This window comes from Allobacillus sp. SKP2-8, from assembly GCF_007559355.1.
In the GTDB taxonomy this organism is placed as follows: Bacteria; Bacillota; Bacilli; order Bacillales; family Alkalibacillaceae; genus Allobacillus; species Allobacillus halotolerans.
On the sequence record NZ_VMHF01000011.1, the window covers coordinates 1 to 19,347 of the forward strand.

Annotated in this window: 18 protein-coding genes and 1 tRNA gene; 14 read left to right on the forward strand and 5 right to left on the reverse strand. The window is 40.3% G+C overall.

Going from position 1 to position 19,347, the window contains the following annotated elements; genetic code table 11:
- On the forward strand, positions 1 to 318 hold a 318-nt coding region (locus FPQ10_RS09140; RefSeq protein ID WP_144163215.1), incomplete at its 5' end, for an RNA-guided endonuclease TnpB family protein.
- 1,131 nt (positions 319 to 1,449) lie between these two features.
- Here FPQ10_RS09140 and FPQ10_RS09145 read toward each other — a convergent pair.
- Complete coding sequence (locus FPQ10_RS09145; protein ID WP_144089568.1) at positions 1,450 to 2,133, reverse strand: phosphodiester glycosidase family protein; 684 nt, start codon at positions 2,131 to 2,133, stop codon at positions 1,450 to 1,452.
- Positions 2,134 to 2,448: 315 nt separating this feature from the next.
- Between FPQ10_RS09145 and FPQ10_RS09150 the strand changes: the two genes are divergently transcribed.
- On the forward strand, positions 2,449 to 2,886 hold the full coding sequence (locus tag FPQ10_RS09150; RefSeq protein ID WP_144163216.1) for a hypothetical protein: 438 nt from the start codon (positions 2,449 to 2,451) through the stop codon (positions 2,884 to 2,886).
- Between the two features lie 72 nt (positions 2,887 to 2,958).
- Here the strand turns inward: FPQ10_RS09150 and acsA are convergent, their stop codons facing one another.
- Positions 2,959 to 4,674: an acetate--CoA ligase gene (gene acsA, locus FPQ10_RS09155; protein WP_144163217.1), complete on the reverse strand. Its 1,716-nt coding sequence runs from the start codon at positions 4,672 to 4,674 to the stop codon at positions 2,959 to 2,961.
- A gap of 221 nt (positions 4,675 to 4,895) precedes the next feature.
- On the opposite strand from acsA, the gene FPQ10_RS09160 reads away from it, so the two are divergent.
- From FPQ10_RS09160 to FPQ10_RS09205, 10 genes are all read left to right on the forward strand, one after another.
- Positions 4,896 to 5,720 (forward strand): M55 family metallopeptidase, encoded by an 825-nt coding sequence (locus FPQ10_RS09160; RefSeq protein ID WP_144163218.1) that lies wholly within the window; start codon positions 4,896 to 4,898, stop codon positions 5,718 to 5,720.
- Between the two features lie 11 nt (positions 5,721 to 5,731).
- Entirely contained in the window at positions 5,732 to 6,664 is a 933-nt protein-coding gene (locus FPQ10_RS09165; RefSeq protein ID WP_144163219.1) for an ABC transporter permease, read from the forward strand.
- Between the two features lie 2 nt (positions 6,665 to 6,666).
- A complete protein-coding gene (locus tag FPQ10_RS09170) occupies positions 6,667 to 7,632 on the forward strand; it encodes an ABC transporter permease (RefSeq protein WP_144163220.1) in 966 nt (321 codons plus the stop codon).
- A 5-nt stretch (positions 7,633 to 7,637) separates the two neighbouring features.
- Entirely contained in the window at positions 7,638 to 8,651 is a 1,014-nt protein-coding gene (locus tag FPQ10_RS09175; protein ID WP_144163221.1) for an ABC transporter ATP-binding protein, read from the forward strand.
- A complete protein-coding gene (locus FPQ10_RS09180) occupies positions 8,648 to 10,330 on the forward strand; it encodes a peptide ABC transporter substrate-binding protein (RefSeq protein WP_255439850.1) in 1,683 nt (560 codons plus the stop codon). The genes FPQ10_RS09175 and FPQ10_RS09180 overlap by 4 nt, the downstream gene beginning before the upstream one ends.
- Positions 10,331 to 10,408: 78 nt before the next feature.
- Positions 10,409 to 11,353, forward strand: a complete 945-nt coding sequence (locus tag FPQ10_RS09185; RefSeq protein ID WP_144163222.1) for a S66 peptidase family protein — start codon at positions 10,409 to 10,411, stop codon at positions 11,351 to 11,353.
- Between the two features lie 4 nt (positions 11,354 to 11,357).
- Positions 11,358 to 12,461 (forward strand): mandelate racemase/muconate lactonizing enzyme family protein, encoded by a 1,104-nt coding sequence (locus FPQ10_RS09190; protein WP_144163277.1) that lies wholly within the window; start codon positions 11,358 to 11,360, stop codon positions 12,459 to 12,461.
- Between the two features lies 1 nt (position 12,462).
- The gene (locus tag FPQ10_RS09195; RefSeq protein WP_144163223.1) at positions 12,463 to 13,395 is read left to right on the forward strand and encodes a C40 family peptidase; all 933 of its coding nucleotides are present in this window, start codon (positions 12,463 to 12,465) and stop codon (positions 13,393 to 13,395) included.
- A gap of 4 nt (positions 13,396 to 13,399) precedes the next feature.
- On the forward strand, positions 13,400 to 14,416 hold the full coding sequence (locus FPQ10_RS09200) for an ABC transporter ATP-binding protein (RefSeq protein WP_144163224.1): 1,017 nt from the start codon (positions 13,400 to 13,402) through the stop codon (positions 14,414 to 14,416).
- A 103-nt stretch (positions 14,417 to 14,519) separates the two neighbouring features.
- The gene (locus FPQ10_RS09205; protein WP_144163225.1) at positions 14,520 to 15,062 is read left to right on the forward strand and encodes an NADPH-dependent FMN reductase; all 543 of its coding nucleotides are present in this window, start codon (positions 14,520 to 14,522) and stop codon (positions 15,060 to 15,062) included.
- A 412-nt stretch (positions 15,063 to 15,474) separates the two neighbouring features.
- Here the strand turns inward: FPQ10_RS09205 and FPQ10_RS09210 are convergent, their stop codons facing one another.
- Both FPQ10_RS09210 and FPQ10_RS09215 read right to left on the reverse strand, forming a co-directional pair.
- Positions 15,475 to 16,602: an MBL fold metallo-hydrolase gene (locus FPQ10_RS09210; RefSeq protein WP_144163226.1), complete on the reverse strand. Its 1,128-nt coding sequence runs from the start codon at positions 16,600 to 16,602 to the stop codon at positions 15,475 to 15,477.
- Positions 16,603 to 16,741: 139 nt separating this feature from the next.
- Positions 16,742 to 17,347: a CotY/CotZ family spore coat protein gene (locus FPQ10_RS09215; RefSeq protein ID WP_144163227.1), complete on the reverse strand. Its 606-nt coding sequence runs from the start codon at positions 17,345 to 17,347 to the stop codon at positions 16,742 to 16,744.
- Positions 17,348 to 17,527: 180 nt separating this feature from the next.
- On the opposite strand from FPQ10_RS09215, the gene FPQ10_RS09220 reads away from it, so the two are divergent.
- On the forward strand, positions 17,528 to 18,172 hold the full coding sequence (locus tag FPQ10_RS09220; protein WP_144163228.1) for a deoxynucleoside kinase: 645 nt from the start codon (positions 17,528 to 17,530) through the stop codon (positions 18,170 to 18,172).
- Positions 18,169 to 18,840 carry a deoxynucleoside kinase gene (locus FPQ10_RS09225; protein ID WP_144163229.1) on the forward strand — a complete coding sequence of 224 codons (672 nt, stop codon included), beginning with the start codon at positions 18,169 to 18,171 and terminating at the stop codon, positions 18,838 to 18,840. Before FPQ10_RS09220 ends, FPQ10_RS09225 begins: the two co-directional genes overlap by 4 nt.
- Positions 18,841 to 19,181: 341 nt before the next feature.
- Here the strand turns inward: FPQ10_RS09225 and FPQ10_RS09230 are convergent.
- Positions 19,182 to 19,274 (reverse strand) — tRNA-Ser (locus FPQ10_RS09230).
- Between the last annotated feature and the right edge of the window lie 73 nt (positions 19,275 to 19,347).

Below are 19,347 nucleotides of genomic sequence, written 5' to 3' on the forward strand. Positions count from 1 at the left end.
TTGAGTGTCTCGAATATGTTGAAAAACCACAACCTAGCTAAAGCAATCAGTGAGGTCAGTTGGTCACAGTTTCGCACAATGCTTGACTATAAAGCCAGGTGGTATGGTAAGAAGGTCATAACCGTTGCGAGAAACTTCCCTTCAAGCCAGCTGTGCTCAAACTGTGGCTACCGCAATCAAGAAGTTAAGAATCTCGCCTTACGTGAATGGAACTGTAGTGAATGTGGGGAACAACACGATCGAGATCTTAACGCAAGTAAAAATATCAAAAACGAAGCCATAAGACTTCTAACCGTAGGAACTACGAAGATAGCCTAATCAATAACTGGCGGTTACGCTGGTGTTCTTAGGAATCCCCCACTTCAAACAACCGTAGTTTGTTAAGTGGTGGGTAGTTCAATAGTATTTCTTTATGAAGATAAAGTAGTTCAATATGTAGAAATTAAACGTCATGGTTCTGATTTTTCAACAGGAGAAAAAAATTATTTAACACCTTCCGATGATCTTATACATATTGAAAGACATTAACTATACAAGGAATGCACTGGCGACAATCGGGCATCGTGGTGTTCGATAATCAGGCCAGATTGTGGAATAAAGCCAATAGATACCTGGCCCTTATTTTGTAGAAAAAATAATGTTAATTATAATTAAAACTGGCTTATTTTTTATACATACTGTTTATTTTAATCAGGGTATTTCTGCACGTCCCCTCGAAAAGGTTGAATAGTGAAATTAGAAACGTTATTTATTCTGAGATAGCCTTTCGTTGAGCCAATTTCTGAATAATGGCATCCATGTCAACTTGATCTTCCTGTTTATTAAACTCTTAATGGCCATACAAATTGATGTGCTCCCAGCAATGGGAGAAATTTGTTTTAGTACGTCTGAATCTTGCCCCTGCTTTTCTTTATAGTTTAGCATCCTTGATAATATTCTGGCATTGTAATAAATCGATACAGTTAAGGGTTTCGCCAACATTTTGACAGAAACAATTCACCTTCTTAATCACCGTTTTTATTACTAAAAATCTCTTTGCATATACCCAATATTAAGACGCTTGTAATCACGGCAAGTGAATAAACATTAGTGTATGAAAATGAATTTGGTTTTGATATTGGAAATAAAATAGGCGATAAGCATATACCTATTAGTATATAGAGAACCAATCTAAATAATAGACTTTTTAACCATCTTGTTAATAATGTCATTAAAAAGGTGATAAAAAAAAATATAAGAAAATAGAAACCGCCAAATTGTAAGATGAATGGGACGAGGTCCGATAGACTAAAATCCCATAGGAAATCCGTTGGGTATATTTTTGAATCATAGACAAAGAAAAAGGAGGAAGACAAGAAAATAGCAGAAATAATAGAAGCCCATAAATTTGCCTTTAACTGATTAGTTAATTTTCTTGTCTCCATATTTTTATTCCCCTCGTTTTGTGTTCTATCTTTGCAGTCTGCGTAATCGGATCATGTTAAAGATATATCGATTCTCTCCAAAAAATTTATACTCAGGAATGCTTAATGCTGTTGAACCAGATCCATCAAGCACTACAGCATTTTTCGAATCTAATCCTATTTGCAGAAGGATTGATTTTACCGCTGGGATATTGATCCGCTCTGGACTAATTATTAGATATCCGAATCTTTTGCTTGTTTCATCAAAAGCCATAAACGTTCTTTGGGAGGGTCCATAATATGCTAAATCACTTCCCCAATCACTGCTTTCCAAACCAATCCCCCCAATTGCTTCTCTAACTTGAGGAAATTTATTTTTTACCTCGGTGATATTTTTTGCGTTCATTGTATCCCCGAAGTAAAAGTTACCTTCTTGATATACTACAAATGTTTTTCTACTTTCCTGTTTTGATGCACTTCCATTATAATTATGATTTTCCCCTGTACCTTGATCATTATAAGACCATGCGATAGAATCGCCTCGCTTCGGAGGACTTGTGTAATTGCCGACAAAGAATCCCCCGTTTATTCCTGAATAATTTGTTTGTGATATGGGCTTATTAATAGTTTCTGTCTTAATGTTGTTCAATGGAGTTTCAATCATTCTAACTTTAAATTGGGCAGAACCAACAATTACTGTAGGCTCTTTATAAGAGTACAATTTTGTCATTTGTTTGTCATCCCCTAATAATAATTTTAGTGTTTTCAGCTAGCTTTTTCTGATAACACATTGTTAGCATATGGGGGTAAAATTAATTCGAGGGTGTGTATATAACAAAGAAGCCAAAAATAGATATTAACCCGTTTAAAAAAGAGCTACTTTATTCACTATTGATAGCGTTCTTAAATTAATTTATAGCAATTTTGTGGTATTCATTTTTTTCAATCTTAAATAATCGGGCGCGATTGTTGCACTAAGTTATGCCAGAATCGGTCCAGTTGTTGCACACCCCAAACAATAACCAACAAGGGGAATAAAAAAAAGATGACTCAACCAAGTGTGAAAATAAAAAAGATATGGGTTGATGATAACGATAGTTTCTTTGAACTAAGTTTAGATTTCTGGACAGGTCGTTGCAGCATGAACCTCAATATATTTACTGATAATGAAGAACTAGAAAAGTTAAATGAAGGAGTAATGGATTTAGCCAATTTTAAGCAAAAGGAATTTCTGTGGATTACTGGGGAAGATGTAGAAAATGTGAGTCATTTTTTATCTATGCGATTCTTTTTGTGTGGGAATCGAGGTTATGTAGGTGTTGAGGTAACTGCCGATAATAAACTTGAAAGCCCTTATAGTGTTCGTGCGACTTTTTTTCTCGTAACTGTCCTCAGTCAAATAGATGATCTTACAAGAAAATTGGGAAGTTTTATTAAAGATGAAATTTGTGAGCTGGAAAGTCTAATTCGATTTTTTGAATAATGAGATCAACATCACTCTTTAACATACAAAACCCACTTTAGGCATACTCCGGCCTAAAGTGGGTTTCGTTGATTAATATTCCAATGTAGACGTATCCCCTTCAGGTAAACCGAGCTCACGTGCCTTCAACAGACGACGCATGATTTTACCGCTTCGGGTTTTTGGAATCTTGTTGCTGACTTCGACTTCTCGAGGAGCAGCATGAGCACTCAAGCCTGTTTTGACGAATTGGCGAATGTCTTCCAATAATTCATCGGATTCTTCATAACCCTCGTTCAATGAAATAAAGGCTTTGACGATTTCACCTCGTTCAGGATGCGGTTTACCGATCACGCCCGCTTCTGCGACCGCTTCATGTTCAATTAGCTTACTTTCGACTTCAAACGGACCGACTCGTTCACCGGACGTATTAATGACATCATCAACACGGCCTTGGAACCAGAAGTAACCGTCTTCGTCCCGGTAAGCACTATCGCCAGAAACATACCATCCGTTAACAAAGTAACTTTGATATTTCTCAGGGCGATTCAAGATTTTACGCATCATCGCCGGCCAACCTTCTCTAATGGCTAAATTGCCCATTTGGTTCGGTGGCAACTCATTTCCTTGATCATCGACGATGGATGCTGTCACACCTGGAATTGGTTTTCCCATTGATCCTGGTCGAATATCAACGGTTGGATAGTTACAGATTAGCTGTGCACCGGTTTCTGTCATCCACCAAGTATCGTGGATCCGTAAGTCAAACGCTTTCATTCCCCAGTGAATGACTTCTGGGTTTAATGGTTCTCCGACACTCATGATATGACGTAGGCTGGATAAATCATGCTTCTCAATCTCATCTTTCCCAGCACTCATCAACTTACGAAATGCGGTCGGTGCTGAATACCAAACAGTCACATTATAACGGTCAAGTGCACCGTACCAAGCATCTGGACTGAAGCGTCCACCGACAACCACATTGGTAACCCCATTTAACCAAGGTGCAAAGATTCCATAACTCGTACCGGTTACCCATCCCGGATCTGCGGTACACCAATACACATCACCATCTTGTAGATCAAGCACCCATTTTCCCGTTTGGTAATGCTGAATCATCGCATGATGTACATGATAAACACCTTTTGGCTTTCCTGTTGAGCCGGAAGTATAATGAAGCACCAAACCATCTTCTAAGTCTACCCACTCAATATCGAACTCTTCGCTCGCCTGCTTCATTTCTTCGTGATAATCAATATAGCGACCATCGGCTTCTATATTCTCACCGACCAATACGACCTTTTCTAATTTCGGCAAATCATTTTCAGGTACACGACCAAGTAAATCGGGTGTCGTCACAAGCACACTCGCTTCACTATCCTCTAAACGGTCCTTCACTGCTTGCTCCATAAATGCCTCGAATAACGGGCCTGCAACCGCTCCCACTTTTAAGATCCCAAAAAAGCTCGCGTAAAACTCTGGGGATCTCGGCATAAACATGAACACACGGTCACCTTTCTGAACCCCATGCTCTTGAAGAACGTTCGCAAATTGGTTACTCATTTTCTTTAATTGATCAAATGTATAAGATTCTTTTCGATCAGGTGACTCATAGTAGAGTGCCACTTGGTCTTTCTTTCCCGCCGTTTCCGCATGGCGATCAATGGCTTCATAGGCCATATTCACTTTGCCCGTTTCATACCAAGAGAATGCTTTTTTCGCTTCCTCCCAGTCGAAATTATTATACGTCTCCGCATAGTCCATTAAATTATGTTGTCCGGCCTCTGCTTTTAACACTTGTTCACTCATCGGATCACCTCTTGTTTAAATTGATTATTCATTATCATACAAATATTCTAAATTATTTATGTTTTCATTGTATAAAAGAAAATTGACTTTGAAAAGAAAAACAATTGGTTCGCGGTTATGACTGACACAATATGTCAATGGACTCATTGTGTTTACCAACATTTTGTGGTAATATTTTTAATTATCAAATTAATTTAAACATCTTAAGAGGTGAAATGAAAATGAAGCTCTATTTATCAGTCGATATGGAAGGTATTACCGGATTGCCTGATCATACGTTTGTCGATTCACAATTACATAACTATGAACGAAGTAGAAAAATTATGACAAAAGAAGTTAATCATGTAGTTGAGCAAGCTTTTGAAAAAGGGTGTCAGTCCCTTTTGGTCAATGACAGTCACTCAAAAATGAACAACCTTTTAATTGATGAGCTTCATCCGGAGGCTGATTTAATCACAGGAGGTGTCAAGCCTTACTCCATGGTCCAAGGACTTGATGATTCCTTTGATGGCGCAATGTTTCTTGGTTACCATGCACGAGCTGGGCAACCAGGCGTCATGTCACATTCGATGATCTTTGGCGTTCGTAATTTTTATATAGACGATATGGAGATTGGAGAGTTAGGCTTCAATGCCTTAGTTGCCGGTTATTACGATGTTCCAGTACTTTTAGTTGGTGGCGACGACCGTGCTGCTGCCGAGGCGGAAGCATTAATTCCTCACGTAACGACTGCTGCCGTTAAGGAGAGTATTACGCGCTCAGCTGTGAAATCGCTATCATTAAAAAATGCAGGTGAATTACTGGAAAGAAAAACAGAAGAAGCCATTAACAATCGTTTTCAAGTCAAACCTTTGACACCACCGAAAAATCCAACGTTGCGTATTGAATTTGTGAACTATGGACAAGCAGAGTTGGCGGCATTTATGCCAGGAACAACAATAGAACCAAATAGTTGCATCGTTAAATTTGAAGCGAAAGATATTTTGGAAGCTTACAGAGCGATGATTGTCATGACAGAATTAGCGATGCAAGCAACCTTTTCCTAGGAGGTTAAATTATGATTCGTTATATCCTCAAGCGATTTTTCATGATGATCTTAACGATTTGGATTATCGCCACACTGACTTTTGTATTGATGAACGCCATTCCAGGTTCTCCGTTTAACGAAGAAAGAACTTCCAATGAAGCGGTCCAAGAGAATTTGGAACGGCATTTTAATTTAGACGAACCTCCTATTGTGCAATATTTTATTTACTTAAAATCGATTGCAACATTAGACTTCGGACCATCTATCAAAAAACCGAATGATACGGTTAATGATTTACTGGCACGAGGATTTCCGATTTCAGCAGAGCTTGGAATCATCGCTATTTTAGTAGCATTGGTCTCTGGAATTATTTTAGGGGTATTAGCCGCTTTGCGTCATAACGGAATCATCGATTACCTTGCGATGATGATCGCCGTACTCGGCATTTCCATTCCGAACTTTGTGTTAGCGACATTGTTGATTCAACAATTAGCCGTAAACGCAGGTTTCTTCCCTGTCGCTACATGGCAATCTCCGATGCATATGATTCTTCCGACACTCGCATTAGCGACTGGGCCAATGGCGATCATTGCCCGGTTAACACGGTCGAGCATGTTGGAAGTGTTGACGCAAGATTACATTAAGATGGCACGTGCCAAAGGATTAGCCCCATACAAAGTCGTCATAAAGCACGCACTTAAAAATGCATTAATGCCTGTCGTGACAATTATGGGAACCTTATTGGCGGGCATCCTGACAGGAACTTTTGTCATTGAGAAAATCTTCGCGATTCCTGGAATGGGTAAGTATTTTGTCGAGAGTATTAACCAGCGGGACTATCCGGTCATTATGGGCACAACCGTCTTTTATAGTGCATTTCTCGTGTTCGCCTTATTTTTAGTTGATATTGCATACGGGTTGTTAGACCCTCGGATTAAACTGCACAAGGAAGAGGGGAATTAGGCATGAAATCACATACAACACAATCACACGACCACATCGATCCAAATTCAAAAGAGATTCCCCTCGATTGGTTTAAACCATTGGAAGGATCAAGTGACTCATCCAATACCGTTGTTCGTCCTTCACTCTCCTATTGGAAGGACGCCTGGATTCGTCTTCGTTCCAATTACATAGCAATGGGTGGACTGATTTTTCTCATTCTATTAGGAATCATGGCGATCATCGGTCCATACTTAACACCTTATTCAGTTAGTGAAACAAGCTTGGCAAATCAAAACCAACCGCCTTCCTCGACCTATTGGTTTGGGACAGACAATCTTGGTAGAGACGTCTTTACACGGACATGGTATGGCGCTCGGATTTCTTTATTCGTCGGCATTATGGCTGCCCTCATTGATTTTACGGTTGGTGTCATTTACGGAGGTGTCTCAGGCTATAAAGGCGGAAGAACCGATAATCTTATGATGCGGATTGTCGAGATATTATACGGATTACCTTATTTACTCGTCGTTATTTTGTTATTGGTTGTTTTAGGACCGAGTCTTTCAACGATTATTTTGGCACTGACGGTTACGGGTTGGGTAGGTATGGCCCGGATTGTCCGTGGACAAGTTTTACAGATCAAAAACTATGAATTCGTCCATGCATCAAAGTCATTTGGCGCAAAAACGAGTCGGATTATCCGGAAAAATTTATTACCGAACACAATGGGACCAATCATCGTTCAAATGACGTTGACGGTACCTACAGCCATCTTTGCAGAAGCCTTTTTAAGCTTTTTAGGTCTAGGCGTCCAGTTTCCTTTCGCTAGTTGGGGTGTGATGGCTAATGATGCGTTGACAACGATTTTGTCTGGGCATTGGTGGCGCTTATTCTTCCCAGCATTTTTCATCTCGGCAACCATGTTTGCCTTTAACGTACTAGGTGATGGCTTACAAGATGCCTTAGACCCGAAACTCAGGAGGTAACCTCTATGGAAAAAATTCTTGATGTAAACGACCTTCATGTCACATTTTCAACTTATGGTGGGGAAATCAAAGCTGTTCGCGGCGTCGATTTCGAACTTCATGAAGGTGAAACACTGGCAATTGTCGGCGAATCCGGTTGCGGAAAGAGTGTGACAGCAAACAGTATCATGCGCTTAATCCCATCACCGGCCGGTAAAATAGCAAACGGTGAAATTATCTTTAAAGGTAACGATTTAGCTAAAGAAAGTGATAAAAACATGCGAAAAATACGCGGTGTAGATATTTCGATGATTTTCCAAGATCCAATGACCGCGTTAAACCCGACGTTAACAATCGGTAACCAATTGACGGAAGGCTTAAAACAGCATAAAAACGTATCTCGAAAAGAAGCTGAGCAAAAAGCTTTGGAAATGCTCGACTTGGTAGGAATTCCGAATCCGAAAGAGCGACTCAAGCAATACCCTCACCAATTCAGTGGGGGGATGCGCCAGCGGATTGTGATTGCAATCGCTTTAATTTGTGAACCTGATCTCTTGATTGCCGATGAACCAACGACAGCACTTGACGTCACCATTCAAGCGCAAATTTTAGAGTTGTTTGAAACCATCCAAGAAGAAACGAATGTCGCGATTATTTTGATTACACACGACTTAGGCGTTGTCGCGAAGGCTGCCGACCGCATTGCCGTCATGTACGCCGGGAAAATTGTTGAATCAGGAACAAAATATGAAGTTTTCTATCAACCTAAACACCCCTATACACAAGGACTACTGAATTCGATACCACGGCTGGACCAAAAAGGAGAAAGACTGGAACCGATTGACGGCACACCACCAGATTTGTTCTCTCCACCGGTTGGATGTCCATTTACCGCCAGATGTCCACATGCCATGTTTGTATGTGAAAAGGTATACCCTCTCCGTCACGAGCCTAGTGAAACGCATTATGCAGATTGCTGGCTATATGATGAGAGAGTTCATACACCAAATGTAACGAATAAAAAGGAGGAAACAACGTGAAAAAATGGTTGGTATTATTATTCATTCTGATGTTTACATTTCTAGTCGCTTGTACTACTGGTAATGATGAAAGTTCAGAGGGGGATTCGGGTTCCGAGGATTCAAACACAGAAGAATCGTCAACAGATCAAGAAGAAGCAGAATCGGATGAGGAATCATCGAGTGAAAGTAGCGGCAAGGTTCTCCGTCTAAATAACGGAAGCGAACCGACATCCTTTGATCCACCTCAAGGATTCAATGCGATCTCTTGGAATGCACTGAACAACTTAATGGAAGGGTTAACGCGTTTGGATGAATCCCATCAACCATCTGCTGGTATTGCAGAAGATTGGAATATCTCAGATGATGGATTGGAATATACCTTCACATTGCGTGAAGATGCCAATTGGTCGAATGGTGATCCGGTAACTGCGGAAGATTTCGTTTTTGCCTGGACCCGTTTATTAGATCCAGATGAAGCATCTCCAGCTGCTTTTCTCGGTTATTTCATCGAAGGTGCTGAAGCATTTAATAAAGGCGAAGGAAGCGCCGATGACCTCGGCTTGGTCGCTGAAGATGAGAAAACATTTAAAGTAACATTGAATGCACCGACTGGATTTTTCCTTGATTTAGTTTCAAATCCTGCTTTCTTCCCAGTCAACAAAGCGGTTGTCGAAGAAAATCCAGATTGGCATGCTGAAGCCGATTCCTTTGTTAGTAACGGGCCATTCACTTTATCTGAATGGGAGCATGAGAGTCATTTTACGTTTAAAAAGAACCCAGAATATTGGGATGCAGAGAATGTCGAGTTAGAAGAGGTTCGCTGGGCGATGGTCAATGAAGAAAACACAGAGTATCAAATGTATGAAAGTGGTGAGTTAGATACATCTGCCATTCCATCTGACTTAGCTGAACAATTATTGGATAGTGACGATGCGTACTTCGTCGATCAGGCAGGTACTTACTTCTACCGGTTTAATGTAGAAATGGAACCTTTCCAAAATGAGAAGATCCGTAAAGCGTTCGCTAAAGTAATCAACCAAGAAGAAATCGTTCAATACATTACAAAAAATAATGAAGAACCAGCTAAAGGGTTCGTTGCTCCAGGATTTACAGATGCTGATGGAAATGACTTCCGTGAAGAGAGCGGCGATCTATTAACGCATGACCCTGAAGAGGCACGCCAGCTTCTAAAAGAAGGTATGGAGGAAGAGGGTTACGACGAATTACCGGAAGTTGTTCTTTCTTATAATACAGACGATGCTCACCGAGCGATCGCTGAATATATGGCTGAGATATACAGTGAAGAATTAGACGTCGATGTAACGTTAGAGAATACGGAATGGAATGTATTTCTAGAAGACCAAAAAAGCTTGAATTTACAGTTCTCTCGTAGTTCTTTCCTAGCGGATTATGCCGATCCAGTTAACTTCTTGGAAAGCTTTGTAACGGATTCTTCCATGAACCGTACAGGGTGGTCAAACGAACAATATGATGAGTTGATCGCCAATGCGAAAAACGAATCCGATGAAGAGAAACGTTATGAGTACCTCTATGAAGCTGAACAAGTTTTATTTGATGAATTACCACTTTTCCCAATTCACTTTTATAACCAAGTCGGACTACAAAAACCTGAAGTTTCAGGGATCGTACGACATCCTGTAGGTTATTTGGAATTGAAGTGGGCTTCGAAAGAGTAATGGATTCAAGTGAATCAAAGGGGAGTAATCGAACACTCCTCTTTGATTTCATTATTTCACCGAAGGAGTCACGATATCATGCTACCTAAACCTTTAAAACATGGGGACACGGTTGGGGTGATCGCCCCGGCTAGCCCGCCAAATATCGAAAACTATAAAAAATCAATAGCATTTATTGAAAGCTTTGGATTATCTATTCAAGAAGGAAAACATCTTAAAAACGTTCATGGCTATTTAGCCGGAACGGATGATGAAAGATTAGAAGACTTGCATGACATGTTTGCAGATGATTCCATTAAGGGAATTATTTTTGCAGGTGGAGGTTATGGAACAGCCCGTATTGCCCACCGGCTAGATTACGAGTTGATTAAAAAGAATCCGAAAATCTTTTGGGGCTATAGCGACCTGACTTACTTGCACACAGCTATACGCCAAGAAACGGGGCTCGTTACATTCCATGGACCGATGCTAGCGTCAGATGTCGGTAAGGAAGATTTCCATCCATTGTCCAAAAAGCAATTCAACCAATTATTCGAACCGACTTTTCTTGTTTATGATGAATCCATTGCACCTTTAGAAGTGATTGCAGAGGGGAAGGCTGAAGGAGAAATTGTTGGTGGTAATTTAACGTTAATTGCAAGTAGTCTCGGTGGTCAATATGAGTTGGACACAAAAGGGAAGTTACTGTTAATTGAAGACGTTGACGAAGAACCTTACCGGATTGATGGCTATCTTGCCCAATTAATGCATGCTGGAAAATTAGAAGAAGCGGCTGGAATCATCGTTGGTGATTTTAATAACGCAGTACCAACCAGAAATCCATCTTTATCATTAGAGACCGTTCTTGATGATTATTTTCGTCAGCTGGGAAAACCAGTCATGAAAGGGTTCCAGATCGGTCATTGTCAACCTCATTTCGCTATACCGCTTGGAACTCGTGCACGATTATCAACTGAATCGAAAACATTAACCATTCAACCAGGTGTTACTGGCTCATCGAATGACTCAGAAAGTAGGCTATAAACCAATGCGGGTTCAAAATATAGAAACACACCATATAAAAATACCATTAAAAAAACCATTCAAAACAGCATTGCGGACAGTTACTGTTGCTGAATCCGTTTATGTAAAAGTGACGCTCGACAACGGCATCATCGGGTACGGCGAAGCACCACCAACCCATGTCATCACCGGTGATTCGCTTCACAGTATCGATTATGCCATCAACCAAATCTATCAACCACTTTTAATTGGAAAGTCGATTGATCAATTAGAAGAAATCATGCAAATTATACAGCAAGCAATGATCCGCAATACGAGTGCGAAGGCTGCTTTAGACATCGCCTTATACGATTGTTTTGCCCAGCAGACAGGTTTACCGCTATATAAACTACTTGGTGGTTATCGCGACAGACTGGAAACGGATTATACGGTCAGTGTCAATGAACCTCGTGAAATGGCCGACGATGCACAGCAATATATTAAGGACGGTTTTAATCTATTAAAAATTAAAGTAGGAAAAGATGAAATCGCCAAGGATATTGAGAGAATAAAAGCCATCCGGGATAATGTCGGTGATCAACCGACAATCCGGCTTGATGCAAACCAAGGTTGGTCGGTAAAAGAAGCCATTTTTGCGATTCGTAAAATGGAAGATTTAAATTTAAACATTGAACTTGTCGAACAACCCGTCAAATACCATGATTTAGAAGGGCTAAAACAAGTGACTGAACATACAGAAACACCGATCATGGCAGATGAAGCCGTCTTTACATCCATTGATGCCAGACGAGTATTGGAGATGAGAGGTGCTGATCTGATTAACATTAAGCTAATGAAAGCAGGAGGCATCCACGAAGCACTTAAAATCAACCGACTCGCTGAAGCATACGGTGTTCCGTGTATGGTCGGTAGCATGATTGAGACCAAGCTCGGCATTTCAGCCGCCGCACATTTCGCAGCAAGTCAACCGAATATCACACGCTTTGATTTTGATGCACCACTAATGCTTAATGATGACTTAATCAATGGTGGCGTAACCTATGACCGAAACCATATCTATTTATCAGCACACCCTGGATTAGGGATTCACTCGATACATCAGCAGTCCAGTGAAAGGGAGGAACGATAACATGAACGAACAACAAACAACCTGGGTAGTCGATGTTCCAGTAGCAACTATTTGGACAAGTCCATCTTCCCCGAGGGAAATTGATCGGCCTGGTATATCCAATCCGGTTTTATTAGATGATTGGTACAATGCATTGAATTTTGAATTACGTAAAGGTCTTTGCGATGACAATCTTGTGCAATCACAATTACTGTATGATGAAGAAGTCATTCTAGAGGAAACTAACGGGGATTGGTCAAAAATTATAGCGACCAAGCAGCCTTCCGGAAAAGATGAACGCGGCTATCCGGGATGGGTCCCGACTAAACAACTCAAAGAAGTTAAGCGTGAATTATGGAACCGAGAAGAAGTTGCTGTCGTCACCAAAAAACAAGCGAATTTAATCGATCATAAAGACGAACCTATTTTTGAATTAAGCTTTATGACCTACTTGCCGATCATTGAACACGAAGAGCTAAAAGTAAAAGTTCAAACACCATCCGGTGAAGCTTGGTTATATAAAAAGGACGTACTGATCACTTCATCCATTCACGACCTTGACCAAGGTAGTGGAAAGGAGATTGTTGAAACCGGCAAGCAATTTTTATCCCTTTCATACTTTTGGGGCGGCATGAGCGCCTTCGGTTATGATTGTTCCGGTTTTAGCTACAATATGCATAAAGCGCATGGATATGAAATTCCACGAGACGCAAGTGACCAAGCAAAAGAAGGTGTCGAAGTTCCGAAAGATAAACTTGAAATCGGCGACTTGCTGTTTTTCGCCAAAGAAGAAACACCAGAAAAAATCACTCACGTTGGCATTTATTACGGAGACGACAAAATGATTCATGCACCGATGACCGGTAAAGGAATCGAGATCATTCCATTAAAAGGAACGAAATACGAGAAAGAATTCCGTATCGCACGAAGATATCATAAAACACCGGGGGAATAAGTAAATGAGCTATCGACCAATTTTGGAAGTAAAAGATCTAAAAAAACACTTTGGTGTAGGCGGTGGGCAAACATTAAAAGCAGTGGACGGGATTTCATTTGAAGTCTACAAAGGAGAAACATTTGGTCTCGTTGGAGAATCAGGGTGCGGTAAATCAACTGCTGGGAGAACGTTACTCACCCTCTATCCAAAAACCGATGGTGAAGTTCTTTATGATGGCGAAGATGTTCATGAAATCTCCGAGAAAAATCGTTTACACTATTTCCGGAAGATGCAAATGATTTTTCAAGATCCTTATGCATCATTAAATCCCCGGTCTACTGTCAAAGAAATCATTGCTGAACCAATGGAAGTCCATGGTTTGTACAAAAATAAAAAAGAAAGACATGATCGTATTTACGAATTACTGGAAGAAGTAGGATTAAACCGTGATCATGCTACTCGTTATCCCCATGAATTCAGTGGCGGGCAACGACAACGAATTGGCATTGCACGTGCATTAGCATTAGAACCTGAATTTATTATCTGTGATGAACCAATTTCAGCACTCGATGTTTCCGTACAAGCGCAAATCATCAATTTATTGGAACGTCTACAAGAAGAAAAAGGATTAACATTCTTATTTATTGCCCATGACCTATCCATGGTGCGACATATTTCAGATCGAATAGCTGTGATGTATCTGGGACATATCGTTGAATTGACAGATAGTGAGCGCCTTTATGAAAAACCGCTTCATCCATACACACAAGCCTTGTTATCTGCTGTTCCGATCCCCGACCCGAAAATCGAAGAACAACGATCTCGTGTCATTTTGAAAGGTGAATTGCCAAGTCCGATTGATCCACCTTCTGGCTGCGTTTTCCGTACACGTTGTCCATTCGCCCGTGATGTCTGTGCAGAACAAACACCAAAATGGCTTGAAGCAGAAGAAGGACGCTATGTAGCGTGTCATTTATATGATCCGCAATTCTTTGAAATGACACCAGAAGAACTCAATCAAACGATTGTGCCAAAGTAACGAAGGAATAGGTAAACTCGTTAAAGTGGAAGAGCAGTCAATCCATGCTATACTAGATGGTGAATTGATTTCAGCAACTTAGATCGCTTTAGGAGGATAAGTAATGAACGTATTTACCATCGTAGGTAGCCTTAGGGAAAAATCGTACAATATGCACTTAGCTAAGGCTATGCAACAAAGATATTCGGATAAGATTTCATTAGACATCGCCGAATTGAAAGACATTCCACTTTACAATCAAGATGATGAGCACAATCCGCCAGAAGCTGTTAAAACCTTCAAACAAAATATTAAAGAAGCGGATGCGGTGATCATTATTACACCTGAATACAACTGGTCTATTCCCGGTGTCCTGAAAAACGCATTGGATTGGGCTTCTCGTGTCGATAAAGTATTCATCGATAAAAAGGTGATGATTCTTGGTGCTTCGATCAGTACCGCAGGAACTTTACGTGCACAACTTCAACTAAGACAAGTGTTGAGTGCATTGAGAGCTAATGTACTTCCGCCAGGAGCAAATGAAGTAACGATTACTACAGCTCAAACGAAAATAGATGAAGATACAGGTGAAGTGACCGATCAAAATACACTCGAATTTCTTGACCAGAGAATAGAGTCGTTTATTGAATTTGTTGAAGGGAAATAAAATTATATTCTTATAAAGAACAGAAAAACACCCGTAGTTGTTTACATCTTAATTAACTACGGGTGTTACTTTTTTATTAGTTTGTTAAGGTCCGTTGTTGATATTGTGATCCGCTACCGCTGGACGCTTTTACCCAAAGGGCATAAGGGCGACATCTGCGATAAATCGCAGTGTCTTCTTTACCGCGGGCACGGCTCGAGCCTCCTCGGCCCAAAACCATGGCCTGCGGGGTCTCGAGACTCGTGCTATTCCCGTGACGACCCGGATGGTCTAATGTCGACGTTGGTCACAGGACGTGACCGCTTTTAGTCGACCAGGAGTCGCCACCTTCGCTTCTCACAATTCAACAACTCAGTGTTACAACATTAGAAAGTCATCACTGAGCCTTAACAAAGCCTTTTACTAATGACAATCATTTTACCGCACAACGATTCGGACCAATTTCCATTTCTCTTCTTTCTTCTGGATCAGCGCTTTCTTTCCCCATATTTACTTGTCGGATACGTTCATGATCATTCGGTTGCGGCGGAAGGTTTTCAGTGACCATTCGTTGAAACTCTTCTGCATCTTCGACTTGTAATCCTTTATTTTTTTCATATAAGACACCTAATTTCTCTGCAACCGTTCCCTTCTCGTTCATTTCATCAATAGACGAATAATGGGCGGGTAATACGATCAGATCATCTGAAAAATCAGGGTACTTTTCGTATAGTGTGTTTCTTAAATCATTGACCCAGGCAGCTGCTTTACCTGCCAAGTCAGGGCGCCCGATTGACTCGATAAACAAAATATCTCCACTTAACAAGTACTGTTTATCAATTAGTAAAGAGGTCGAACCTTTCGTATGACCTGGTGAATAAACGGCTTGAATGCTAACTGGTGAATCGCCTATGGTTATTTCGGTTTCATTTTCGAGCGGCTCATAAGAGAATACCACTTCATCTGCATCCTCTGGAGGTAGCCAATACGTTGAATCCGTCTGATTAGCTAATTCATGTCCGCCTGATATATGGTCGGCATGCAGATGTGTGTCAATGACATGCTTGATTGTTACACCTTTCTCATCTGTAAAATTTATAAATTTATCTGTCATACGTGTCGGATCAATGATAACCGCTTCCTGATCTTTCATGACGACATACGACAGACAACCTTTTCCTAAACGGACAAATTGATATAATTCTCCGCCATCTGTTAAATTGCCAATCTTCACAGGCTCTAAATGCTCACTCCAAGCACGCATTCCTCCTTCGACCGAATAAACATTTTCATAACCCGCTTCGATTAGAGCTTTAGCCGCTTTCTGTGAACTGTTTCCTCGTGCACAAATAACAACGATCTCTTGGTCTTTACTTGGCAAATCTGAAGCAATCTGGTCGACCTGCCCATCCCAAGCAGAAAACGGATGATTCACGTATTGGAAATGATTACTTTCGACCTTCCAATCTTGAAAATCTTCCACACTACGTACATCCAGTAGCACCGTCGCTTCTTTGTTCAATACCTTTTTAGCCAACTCTTCTACGGATAAACGTTTCATTTTTTCTATCACCCTTCATTAGTATCTATACTTGTTTCATTCCACAAAATGAGTATATGTATGTATATGAAAACTATTTTAAAAAAAGGCTGCTCCCTAAGGAACAGCCTTAACTTTGAAAGAGGATAAAATTTAGTTGTTACTCTTCGTTACGTGCGGCACTACTTCTTAGTCTAGAACGAAAGTCAGATACTGGTAATGTTGCAACACCTTCTAAGCAAGAAATGCCCATGAATTTTTTCAAATCAACTGTGATACAGATTCCTGTACGTTGTAGATTTCGAATGGAATTGCCAGGGAAATAATCGCATACATCATCTCCACCAGGTCCTGGAGTAGAACCTCCCATTGTCACAGGAAGCAACAATTCAATTTCTGCACAGCAATTGTCTTTTACTTTATTGACACGGAAAATCGGTGATTCAAAACATTGAAAAACACGATTTCCTCCTACCATTGCTTGCAGGACACTTTGCCCGATAAACGGCTCACAAGTTCCTTCACAGTATAGAACGAATGGAACCGTATCATTCCCTCCAACATCCTGAGTTGGGGAAAGCAGGTCCTTAATGGATTGCTTACAACCATATTGACAATCGCCACCATTATTATTGGTAGCCGCTTGAGCTCTCACGATGTGTCTTAATGTTCTACAAACACAATCCTGATCGCCACAATGGCCGCCACATTCTCCACAATCGCCTTCGTTGAACGAAGGATCTAATTCATCTTCATAAAAACCCATATAATCACCTCTTAATTATTTGATTCACTACTACCTTATGTACCAGCTTCCCTTTGGTATAGGTGAGTCAAATAGGACAATCAATCATTTTCTCTATTTGTCGAAAACCGTCCAATTTTATCGTGATTTTTGGTATGATGATAAGACAATAAATTTTCATGAGTTGAATGGAGGATTTAGATGAATCAGCAAGTACCTTTTATCGCTGTTGAAGGACCGATTGGAGTAGGGAAAACCTCTCTTTCAAATAAAATAGCTTCTCATTTTTACTATCATTTATTACGGGAAATCGTCGAAGAAAACCCATTTCTCGAAAAGTTTTACGAGAATATTGAGGAATGGAGCTTCCAAACAGAGATGTTTTTCCTTTGTAATCGATATAAACAATTGGAAGACATTCAAAAGCATTATTTAAATGCTGGAAAACCGGTTGTTTCTGATTATCATATTTTTAAAAATACCATTTTTGCGAAACGTACATTGAAAGAAGACCAATACGAGAAGTACCGCAAAGTGTATGATATTCTCACCGAAGGGCATCCAAAACCAAATGTACTCATTTACTTAACGGCTAGTTTAGATACCTTAATTGAACGCATACAGCTTCGTGGCAGAGAAGTCGAACAAAATATCCAAGCTTCCTACTTAGAACAAATCAGACAAGATTATGAGGATTTTATGATTGAATTTGAACAGAACCACCCAGATATTCCAGTTATCCGTTTAGATGGCGACAAATTGGATTTCGTTAAGAACAACTCAGATCTGGATGAGATTCTCTCAATCGTTGAAAAACATATATTTAAAGGAGAAGTTATTTCATGAATCAACTAACGACATTTGGCATTCCGTCAAATGCTGTCATTACTGTAGCCGGAACTGTTGGCGTAGGAAAGTCTACTTTAACTTCAGCACTGGCCAATCATCTTGACTTCAAAACATCATTCGAAAAAGTAGACGGGAATCCCTATTTGGATCAATTTTATAAAGACTTTGAGCGTTGGAGTTTTCATTTACAAGTTTATTTCTTGGCAGAGCGTTTTAAAGAGCAAAAACGAATTTTTGAATACGGTGGCGGTTTTGTGCAAGATCGCTCCATCTATGAAGATACAGGCATATTTGCAAAAATGCATTACGACAAAGGAACAATGACCCCTACAGATTACGATACGTATAAAAATCTTTTTGATGCCATGGTCATGACACCATACTTTCCACATCCAGATTTACTCATTTATTTGGAGGGATCTTTCGAAGATATACTTGACCGAATCCAAGCTCGCGGAAGAAAGATGGAACAAGAAACACCTGTGGAATATTGGAAAGAGATGTACGAACGTTACGAACATTGGATCAACAATTTTAATACGTGCCCAGTAATGCGTGTGAACATCAATGATTATGATCTCTTGAATCATGAACAATCCATCGAACCATTGTTGGAACGAATCGGCAAATCGATTCAAACATCGAGAAAATTAATGCGATCATAACTTCATTTATTAATTCATAAATTGAGTAACAATCATATAAATAACTAGGCACTGACTTCGGTCGGTGCCTTTTTTATGCTAAATGTTGAAGATATGCTAATTAGTGTTGAAGGTTTTTAAATCAATGTTGAAGACGATCCAATTAATGTTGAAGAAGCTCATTTAAGTGTTGAAGACGAACTAATGAATGTTGAAGAAGTCCAAATAAGTGTTGAAGCAAAGCTAATGAATGTTGAAGCTTCTGAATGACGAGGAATTCGGGCAACCGTTGAAAGCTCCCTACAAATTAAAAACAGACTAGTCCTTATTCAAAAGACTAGCCTGCTTGGCTTGTAATATTATGGCGGAGGAGGAGGGATTCGAACCCCCGCGGGCCGCAAAGCCCCTGGCGGTTTTCAAGACCGCTCCCTTCAGCCAGGCTTGGGTACTCCTCCGTTTGGCTGACACTTTAAAAATATATCATATACGAAAAGTTTAAGCAACCGAATTAGCGATTTTTTTTGAAGA

What these genes read in the sequence shown, in the direction of transcription:
- FPQ10_RS09145 (WP_144089568.1), bottom strand. Translation starts at nt 2,133, where the DNA reads ATGACAAAATTGTACTCTTATAAAGAGCCTACAGTAATTGTTGGTTCT.
- FPQ10_RS09150 (WP_144163216.1), top strand. Translation starts at nt 2,449, where the DNA reads ATGACTCAACCAAGTGTGAAAATAAAAAAGATATGGGTTGATGATAAC.
- acsA (WP_144163217.1), bottom strand. Translation starts at nt 4,674, where the DNA reads ATGAGTGAACAAGTGTTAAAAGCAGAGGCCGGACAACATAATTTAATG.
- FPQ10_RS09160 (WP_144163218.1), top strand. Translation starts at nt 4,896, where the DNA reads ATGAAGCTCTATTTATCAGTCGATATGGAAGGTATTACCGGATTGCCT.
- FPQ10_RS09165 (WP_144163219.1), top strand. Translation starts at nt 5,732, where the DNA reads ATGATTCGTTATATCCTCAAGCGATTTTTCATGATGATCTTAACGATT.
- FPQ10_RS09170 (WP_144163220.1), top strand. Translation starts at nt 6,667, where the DNA reads ATGAAATCACATACAACACAATCACACGACCACATCGATCCAAATTCA.
- FPQ10_RS09175 (WP_144163221.1), top strand. Translation starts at nt 7,638, where the DNA reads ATGGAAAAAATTCTTGATGTAAACGACCTTCATGTCACATTTTCAACT.
- FPQ10_RS09185 (WP_144163222.1), top strand. Translation starts at nt 10,409, where the DNA reads ATGCTACCTAAACCTTTAAAACATGGGGACACGGTTGGGGTGATCGCC.
- FPQ10_RS09190 (WP_144163277.1), top strand. Translation starts at nt 11,358, where the DNA reads ATGCGGGTTCAAAATATAGAAACACACCATATAAAAATACCATTAAAA.
- FPQ10_RS09195 (WP_144163223.1), top strand. Translation starts at nt 12,463, where the DNA reads ATGAACGAACAACAAACAACCTGGGTAGTCGATGTTCCAGTAGCAACT.
- FPQ10_RS09200 (WP_144163224.1), top strand. Translation starts at nt 13,400, where the DNA reads ATGAGCTATCGACCAATTTTGGAAGTAAAAGATCTAAAAAAACACTTT.
- FPQ10_RS09205 (WP_144163225.1), top strand. Translation starts at nt 14,520, where the DNA reads ATGAACGTATTTACCATCGTAGGTAGCCTTAGGGAAAAATCGTACAAT.
- FPQ10_RS09210 (WP_144163226.1), bottom strand. Translation starts at nt 16,602, where the DNA reads ATGAAACGTTTATCCGTAGAAGAGTTGGCTAAAAAGGTATTGAACAAA.
- FPQ10_RS09215 (WP_144163227.1), bottom strand. Translation starts at nt 17,347, where the DNA reads ATGGGTTTTTATGAAGATGAATTAGATCCTTCGTTCAACGAAGGCGAT.
- FPQ10_RS09220 (WP_144163228.1), top strand. Translation starts at nt 17,528, where the DNA reads ATGAATCAGCAAGTACCTTTTATCGCTGTTGAAGGACCGATTGGAGTA.
- FPQ10_RS09225 (WP_144163229.1), top strand. Translation starts at nt 18,169, where the DNA reads ATGAATCAACTAACGACATTTGGCATTCCGTCAAATGCTGTCATTACT.